At 72.8% G+C, this 6,717-nt stretch carries 9 protein-coding genes and 1 pseudogene; 1 reads left to right on the forward strand and 9 read right to left on the reverse strand.

Annotated features, from left to right (window positions below; genetic code table 11):
• Nucleotides 1-3: 3 nt before the first annotated feature.
• Nucleotides 4-627 carry a bifunctional pyr operon transcriptional regulator/uracil phosphoribosyltransferase PyrR gene (gene pyrR, locus ACFY2K_RS37320; RefSeq protein WP_380401474.1) on the reverse strand — a complete coding sequence of 208 codons (624 nt, stop codon included), beginning with the start codon at nucleotides 625-627 and terminating at the stop codon, nucleotides 4-6.
• 331 nt (nucleotides 628-958) lie between these two features.
• Between pyrR and ACFY2K_RS37325 the strand changes: the two genes are divergently transcribed.
• Nucleotides 959-1,462: a transcriptional regulator gene (locus tag ACFY2K_RS37325; protein WP_030056198.1), complete on the forward strand. Its 504-nt coding sequence runs from the start codon at nucleotides 959-961 to the stop codon at nucleotides 1,460-1,462.
• Nucleotides 1,463-1,581: 119 nt separating this feature from the next.
• On the opposite strand, the gene ACFY2K_RS37330 is transcribed toward ACFY2K_RS37325, so the two are convergent.
• The 8 genes and pseudogenes from ACFY2K_RS37330 to ACFY2K_RS37365 all read right to left on the reverse strand — a co-directional run.
• Nucleotides 1,582-2,562 (reverse strand): hypothetical protein, encoded by a 981-nt coding sequence (locus tag ACFY2K_RS37330; RefSeq protein WP_387717133.1) that lies wholly within the window; start codon nucleotides 2,560-2,562, stop codon nucleotides 1,582-1,584.
• A 155-nt stretch (nucleotides 2,563-2,717) separates the two neighbouring features.
• On the reverse strand, nucleotides 2,718-3,539 hold the full coding sequence (locus ACFY2K_RS37335) for a thioesterase family protein (RefSeq protein ID WP_375889947.1): 822 nt from the start codon (nucleotides 3,537-3,539) through the stop codon (nucleotides 2,718-2,720).
• Between the two features lie 147 nt (nucleotides 3,540-3,686).
• Entirely contained in the window at nucleotides 3,687-4,124 is a 438-nt protein-coding gene (nusB, locus tag ACFY2K_RS37340) for a transcription antitermination factor NusB (RefSeq protein ID WP_350508646.1), read from the reverse strand.
• 4 nt (nucleotides 4,125-4,128) lie between these two features.
• Nucleotides 4,129-4,692 carry an elongation factor P gene (efp, locus tag ACFY2K_RS37345; protein WP_375889949.1) on the reverse strand — a complete coding sequence of 188 codons (564 nt, stop codon included), beginning with the start codon at nucleotides 4,690-4,692 and terminating at the stop codon, nucleotides 4,129-4,131.
• Nucleotides 4,693-4,766: 74 nt separating this feature from the next.
• Nucleotides 4,767-5,873 (reverse strand): aminopeptidase P family protein, encoded by a 1,107-nt coding sequence (locus ACFY2K_RS37350; protein ID WP_375889951.1) that lies wholly within the window; start codon nucleotides 5,871-5,873, stop codon nucleotides 4,767-4,769.
• Nucleotides 5,874-5,983: 110 nt separating this feature from the next.
• Nucleotides 5,984-6,157, reverse strand: a complete 174-nt coding sequence (gene rpmF, locus ACFY2K_RS37355) for a 50S ribosomal protein L32 (RefSeq protein WP_375889952.1) — start codon at nucleotides 6,155-6,157, stop codon at nucleotides 5,984-5,986.
• Nucleotides 6,158-6,198: 41 nt separating this feature from the next.
• Nucleotides 6,199-6,435 carry a 30S ribosomal protein S18 gene (gene rpsR, locus ACFY2K_RS37360; RefSeq protein WP_375889954.1) on the reverse strand — a complete coding sequence of 79 codons (237 nt, stop codon included), beginning with the start codon at nucleotides 6,433-6,435 and terminating at the stop codon, nucleotides 6,199-6,201.
• A gap of 47 nt (nucleotides 6,436-6,482) precedes the next feature.
• Nucleotides 6,483-6,717, reverse strand: a pseudogene (locus ACFY2K_RS37365) (IS110 family transposase); the annotation flags it as partial.

Here is a 6,717-nt window from a genome sequence, read left to right on the forward strand (position 1 = left end):
CGGCTACTCCGGGAGGTGCGGTTCGGTGGGCTGGGAGGCCATGGCCTGCGAGCTGCGGGCGGCGTGGTCGCGGTCGCCGACCAGCACGGCGTCCACGCCGTCGGTGTCGGCCAGGCGGACCTGCACGGCCTCGCGCAGCGAGGTGGGGAGGTTCTTGCCCACGTAGTCCGCCCGGATCGGCAGCTCGCGGTGGCCGCGGTCGACCAGGACGGCGAGCTGCACGGCGCGCGGGCGGCCGATGTCGTTCAGCGCGTCCAGCGCGGCGCGGATGGTGCGGCCGGAGAACAGCACGTCGTCGACGAGGATGACCAGCTTGCCGTCGATGCCGCCGGGCGGGATCTCGGTGTGCTCCAGGGCGCGGGCGGGCTTCAACCGCAGGTCGTCCCGGTACATGGTGATGTCCAGGGTGCCCAGCGGGATCTCGCGCCCGGTGATCTGGGCCAGCCGGCCGTGCAGGCGGCGGGCGAGGTGGACGCCCCTGGTGTGGATGCCGAGCAGCACGACGTCCTCCGCGCCCTTGGCGCGCTCGACGATCTCGTGCGCTATCCGGGTGACGACCCGGGCGATGTCCGTGCCGTCCAGCACCTGGTGCGGCGGTCGCGGCGTGGGTTCCTGATGGGTGGTCATGCCGAAGCGGACCTCCTTCCCCGCCTCACTGGACGGGCCTTAAAGGATGTCTGGGATTGGGCCCCCGCCGACCGGGCGTGGGCTTCGGGTCATCCTATCAGCGCGCCGCACGGCAAACGGACCTCCATCATTCCGCTTCTCCGGGTTCACGCACCGGATGCGCCGATGATGCGGGCCATTCGCACGACTGCCCCATTCGGCTTGACGCAACTACCTTACTCTACGTAACCTCACAGTGAGTTACGAGACAGGCGTCGAACCCACCGGTAACGACGCCGGCAACGCCCGTGACCCACCACTGAACGCGAAGCAATCTCGTCCGGGGAGATCAATGTCCAGCGACTACGCGAAGCAGCTCGGAGGCAAGCTCCGAGCGATCCGCACTCAGCAGGGGCTCTCCCTGCACGGTGTCGAGGAGAAGTCCCAGGGGCGCTGGAAGGCAGTCGTCGTCGGCTCGTACGAGCGCGGCGACCGTGCGGTCACCGTGCAGCGGCTGGCCGAGCTCGCCGAGTTCTACGGCGTGCCGGTGCAGGAACTGCTGCCCGGAGGCACCCCCGGCGGCGCGGCCGAGCCGCCGCCGCGCCTGGTCCTCGACCTGGAGAGACTGACCCAGGTGCCGTCCGAGAAGGCCGGTCCGCTACAGCGCTACGCGGCGACCATCCAGAGCCAGCGCGGCGACTACAACGGCAAGGTCCTCTCGATCCGCCAGGACGACCTGCGCACGCTGGCCGTGATCTACGACCAGTCGCCGTCGATCCTCACCGAGCAGCTGATCTCCTGGGGCGTGCTCAACCCCGACGCGCGCCGCGCGGTGCGCGAGGAGGACGCGAGCTGACGCTCGCGCTCCGGCTCCGCCGGAAAAGCGGGCCTCGGCCTGCAACGGCTTGCAGAAACGTCACGGCGCGGCCCCCGGTTTCCGGGGGCCGCGCCGCGGCGTGCCGGGCGGTCACCGGCTCAGCAGACCGTGCCCAGGCTGTAGCCCGGCTGCGCCGCCACGCCGTCCAGCCGCACCGGGCGGGCGGCCGGCGCCCAGTCCGGGCCGCTGCTCGACCACGCCCAGGCGGCAGGCAGGAAGCATCCGTCAGCGGCTCCGCCGCGGGACTCATCAGCGGCTCCCCCGCGGGCCCTCTCGGCGGCTCCGCCGGAGGCCGCCGACCCCTGCGAGCCGTGCAGCACCGCGACGCCCGGCAGCTCCAGCGCCAGCCCGGCGCACAGCACCGCGCAGACCAGCTCCAGGTCCTCGTCGTTGATCCGCGCCACGCCGTCCTCCCACTGCAGGACCCGGGCCGCCGCGGCCAGCCGCCCGCCCGGCGCGTCCACCCGCAGGCGCAGCTCGTACACCCCGGCGCCCGCGCCCACCAGCATCCGGCGGAACACCTCGCCACCGCGCTGGTAGGCGGCCCGCACCCAGCGCGCATGCTCCTCGTCGGTCTCCCTCGCACCCCCGTACAGCCCGCCGTCGAGCAGCAGGTCGGCGTGGCAGAGCGTCAGCCCGTTCTCCCGGGCCCGGACCAGTCGCGGCACGAAGTCCCCGGCCAGTTCCTCGCCCTGATAGGGCAGCAGCTGGGTCTGCAACGGCGGGTTGACCAGGTAGCGGTCGCGGGCGGCGGACTCGGCCGGGTCCAGGCCGTGCAGCAGGCAGAACTCCTCGAAGTCCTGCGGGTGGAACATCCGGGCCCGGACGGTCTCGAACCGCTCCAGCGCGTCGGCCAGCAGCTCCGCGGTGTCGGCCAGGTAGCGCTCGTAGTCGGGGGCGTCGCACACGCCCCAGGCCCGGGCCCGCGCGAAGTCCGCGGCATTGGTGAGCACACCGAGGACGAACGCCTGCTCGGCCCCCTCGACCCGCCGCGGCCGGTGCGGCGCCCGCAGCGCGGGGCGCAGGCCGCCGGCGGTGCAGTCGGAGTTGCGGCGGGCGCGGCCCTTGCGGCTGGTCATCGGTGGCTCCTGACATCTGCTGGGGGCCGTCGAACGGTACGGTGACGGTCAGCGGCGGGGCTCGCCGCTGACCGTGTTACTCCCCAGTTCCGCGCGCCACACACGTACGGCGTGTCACGGAAATGTAACCACCGGTAATAGGGGTCGTCGCGGCCTCAGCGCGGCACCCGGGCCAGCTGCCGGGACTGGGCGACCAGGCGTCCGGCCTCGTCCCAGACCTCGGCGTCCTCCTCGAAGTAGCCGCCGGCCACGTTGCGGGTGGAGTGGACGACCCGCAGCCAGCCCGGGGCGGGCCTGGCCCGCAGGTGGACGGTCAGCTCGACGGTCGGGGCCCAGCCCGGCAGGCCGAGGTCGAAGGTGACCGGCGGGAGCGCGTCGGCGACCAGCAGGAGCAGCAGCGGGTCGGGGTCGCGGCCGTCGGCGAGCCGGAACCAGCCCTGGATCCGGCCGTTGCCGGAGGGCTGGCCGAGCGCCCAGCCGACGGTGGCCGGGTCGAGCCGCAGGTCGAAGCGCTCCAGCAGGGCGGCCTGCTCGATCAGCTGCCTGGGGGCGTGCTCGACGCCGATGCACTGGTCCGGCGGCGGCAGCTGCGGCGGGGTCGCGGTGGTGCGCACCTCGCCGTCGGCGGCGGCGAGGTCGCCGTGGCTGGCCACCACGCGCAGGCGTTCGACGCCGTCCTGGCTGAGCGAGGCGGTGCCGGTGGACAGCCCGCGACCGGTGCGCAGCACCTCGGTGCGGACGGTGGCCGGGCCGGGGGTGGAGGCGGACAGGTAGTAACCGCTGATCGACACCGGGTCGGGGTGCTGCCCGTGCTCCAGCGACAGCGCGTGTCCGGCCACCGCGAGCAGCAGCCCGCCGTTGACCCCGCCGCCGATCTGCCAGCCGGCGCCGAGCTCGGCCTCGTAGCGGCCGGCCTCCTCGGGGTGTCTGGTGAGGGCGATGCCCCGGTCGAACTCGCTGCGGGTCGCGGTGCTCATGGGTGTGGCCTGCCCTTCGGGTCGCCGACGGCGCCGTCGGCGAAGTTACTGACGAGTAGCACCCACCCTACGCCCACCGGGTGAAACGCGGAACGGCCGCAGGCCCCGGAGTTCCGGGGGCCTGCGGCCGTCTGCGAACAGCACCGATCAGCGGCGGATGCTCGGCTTCAGCTCCAGGAAGCGGGCCAGCATGCCGTTGACGAAGGCCGGGGAGTCGTCCGTGGAGAACTCCTTGGCGATCTCGACGGACTCGTCCAGGACGACCGCGTCCGGGACGCCGTCCTCCCAGATCAGCTCGTACGCGCCGAGCCGCAGGACGTTGCGGTCCACGATCGGCATCCGGTCGAGGGTCCAGCCCACCGCGTACTGCTCGATCAGGTCGTCGATGCGACGCGCGTGCTGGACGTACCCCTCGATCAGCTCCATGGTGTACTCGCCCACCTGCGGGGTGCCCTCGTCGGGCTTGGGCTCGCGGGCGCGCGCCACCCAGTCGGCAAGGACCTGCTGCGGGTCGACCCCGCGGTGGTCGGCCTCGAAGAGGATCTGGAAGGCCCGGGTACGGGCCTTGCTACGTGCGGCCGACACGGACTTACTTCACCCGGCCGAGGTAGCTGCCGTCGCGGGTGTCGACCTTGACCTTCTCGCCGGTGACGACGAAGAGCGGGACCTGGATCTCGGCACCGGTCTCCAGGGTGGCCGGCTTGGTGCCACCGGTGGAGCGGTCGCCCTGCACGCCCGGCTCGGTGTGGGAGATCACGAGCTCGACGGAGGTCGGGAGCTCGATGTAGAGCACCGCACCCTCGTTGGTGGCGACGAGGGCCTCGAAGCCCTCCAGCAGGTAGTTCGCGGCGTCACCGACGACGGCCGGCTCGATCGTGATCTGGTCGTAGGTGTCCATGTCCATGAACACGAAGTTCTCGCCGTCCTTGTACGAGAACTGCATGCCGCGCTTGTCGACGTTGGCGGTCTCGACCTTGGTGCCGGCGTTGAAGGTCTTGTCGACGACCTTGCCCGTCAGGACCTCCTTGAGCTTCGTACGCACGAAGGCCGGGCCCTTGCCGGGCTTGACGTGCTGGAACTCGACGACGGACCAGAGCTTGCCGCCCTCCAGCTTGAGGACCATGCCGTTCTTGAGATCGTTCGTGGAAGCCACGGGCGCACTTACTCCTGGATATAGCTGTCAAGGAACCAAGGGTTCGCGTCCTGCCGCCGGCCCGGGGGCCGCCGTCACAGGGCGAGGAGCTCCTTGGTGGTGATGGTGAGCAGCTCGGGCCCGCCCTCCTCGAGGGGGCGCACCACGAGCGTGTCCTCGATCCGGACCCCGCCCTTGCCCGGGAGGTGGACCCCTGGACCGACGGTGACCGGCACGCGGCTGTCCAGTTTACCCATGTCCGACGGACCGAGGCGCGGCGCCTCCCGGATCTCCAGCCCGATGCCGTGGCCGACCGGGTGCGGAGAGGCCTCGGCGTGCCCGGCCGCCTCCAGGACCTGCCGGGCCACCCGGTCGGGCACGCACTGCTCGACGCCCGGGCCGAGCGCCTCCCGACCCGCCCGCTGGGCGCGGAAGACCAGCCGGTGCAGCTCGACCTGCCAGGGCGCGGGAGCCGCTCCGATCACGAAGGTCCGGGCGGTCGAGACGCCGTAGCCCCGGTACTGGGCGCCCATCACCACGGTGAGGAAGTCGCCCTCCTCCACCCGGCGGTCGGTGGGCTGGTGGGCGGGCTGGCCGGAGTGGCTGCCGGTGCCGACCGACACCGGGAAGGCCGCCCGGTCGGCTCCGTGGTCGATCATCCGGCGCTCCAGCTCCATCGCCAGGTGCCGCTCGGTCCGGCCGACCAGGATCGACTCCAGCAGCTCGCCCAGCGCCTGGTCGGCGATCTCGGCGGCGATCCGCAGGTCCGCGATCTCGTGCTCGTCCTTGACCACCCGCAGCCGCTCCACCACCTGGCCGAGGTCCGCCAGCCGGCCGCCCTCCAGCAGGCCCGCGACCGCCCGGTGCCGGGTGACGGTCAGGTCGTGCTCCTCGACCGCCAGGTCGCGCACCCCCAGCCGGTCCGCGGTGGCGGCGGCCGCCAGGGCGGTGTCCGCCCCGGCCGCCACCGGCACCTGGGTGACGTCCGCGGCGATCAGGTGCTCCCCCGAGTCGTCCGGCGGCAGGTCGTCCGGGAGCGTCAGCAGCACCCGGTCCCGGGTCAGCAGCAGGGTCGCCCCGCAGGGCGCGCAGCCCGTCAGGTACCGCACGTTCGCCGCCCGGGTGATCAGCGCCGCGTCGGCGCCGGCCGCGCTGCAGTGCTCCCTCACCCGCTCCCGCCGCCCCGCGTACGCATCCGCCATGCGTCGAGCCTACGAACCCCCGGCCCGAAGCGCCCGCCGAGCACCCCCGAGGGATGCGCCGGCACCCCACTGCGCCCCGCGCGCCCCCGCGCACTCCCCGCTGACCGCCGTCACCTCCCCTCCGGGTCGATCAGGCCCCGGCGGTAGGCCGGGACGAGGTTCTGCGGGACGAGCATCTCCCGGCCGTTCAGGGTGATCGGGACGAGCTTCGGGCCGGTCGCCTTCCACTGGGCGCGGCGGTGCCGGGTGTTGCTGCGCGAGGTCCTGCGCTTGGGAACTGCCATCGGGGGCTCCTGTCGGGTGGTGCCGGGCCGTCGGGTCCGGGCTAACGGGTGGTGCCGGAGGCGTACGGGAGGAGGGCCGTCTCGCGGGCGTTCTTGACCGCCCGGGCCACCGCCCGCTGCTGCTGGACGGTGAGCCGGGTGACCCGCCGGCTGCGGATCTTGCCGCGGTCGGAGACGAAGCGGCGCAGCAGGTCGGTGTCCTTGTAGTCGACGTACTCGATGCCGGCCGCGACCAGCGGGTTGGGCCGGGCCTTCGGCGCGGCGGTGCGGTTGCGCACGGGTGCTCCCTTGCGGTGGTGGGCGGGGTCGGATGCTCTTATGGATGTCAAGCAGCGATGGTGAGCTGCTCGGTGGTGGTGCTCGGTGTGCTGGGCGTGGTCAGGACTCGGTAGATCTCTCGGGCGATGAACCGCTTGAGGCAGCGGATGATCTCCTTCTTCGAGAGGCCTACGGTGGTCCTGCGCCGCATGTAGTTCTTGGTGCGTTCGTCCCAGCGCAGTCGGCACAGGACGATGCGGTAGAGGGCGGCGTTGGCCGCCCGGTCACCGCCCCGGTTGAGG

The sequence above is a fragment of the Kitasatospora sp. NPDC001309 genome, from assembly GCF_042896295.1.
Lineage (GTDB): Bacteria > Actinomycetota > Actinomycetes > Streptomycetales > Streptomycetaceae > Kitasatospora.

Coding starts and splice junctions, on each gene's coding strand:
- ACFY2K_RS37350 (WP_375889951.1), bottom strand. CDS start 5,873: ATGGCGGATGCGTACGCGGGGCGGCGGGAGCGGGTGAGGGAGCACTGC.
- ACFY2K_RS37330 (WP_387717133.1), bottom strand. CDS start 2,562: ATGACCAGCCGCAAGGGCCGCGCCCGCCGCAACTCCGACTGCACCGCC.
- ACFY2K_RS37325 (WP_030056198.1), top strand. CDS start 959: ATGTCCAGCGACTACGCGAAGCAGCTCGGAGGCAAGCTCCGAGCGATC.
- ACFY2K_RS37335 (WP_375889947.1), bottom strand. CDS start 3,539: ATGAGCACCGCGACCCGCAGCGAGTTCGACCGGGGCATCGCCCTCACC.
- pyrR (WP_380401474.1), bottom strand. CDS start 627: ATGACCACCCATCAGGAACCCACGCCGCGACCGCCGCACCAGGTGCTG.
- rpmF (WP_375889952.1), bottom strand. CDS start 6,157: ATGGCAGTTCCCAAGCGCAGGACCTCGCGCAGCAACACCCGGCACCGC.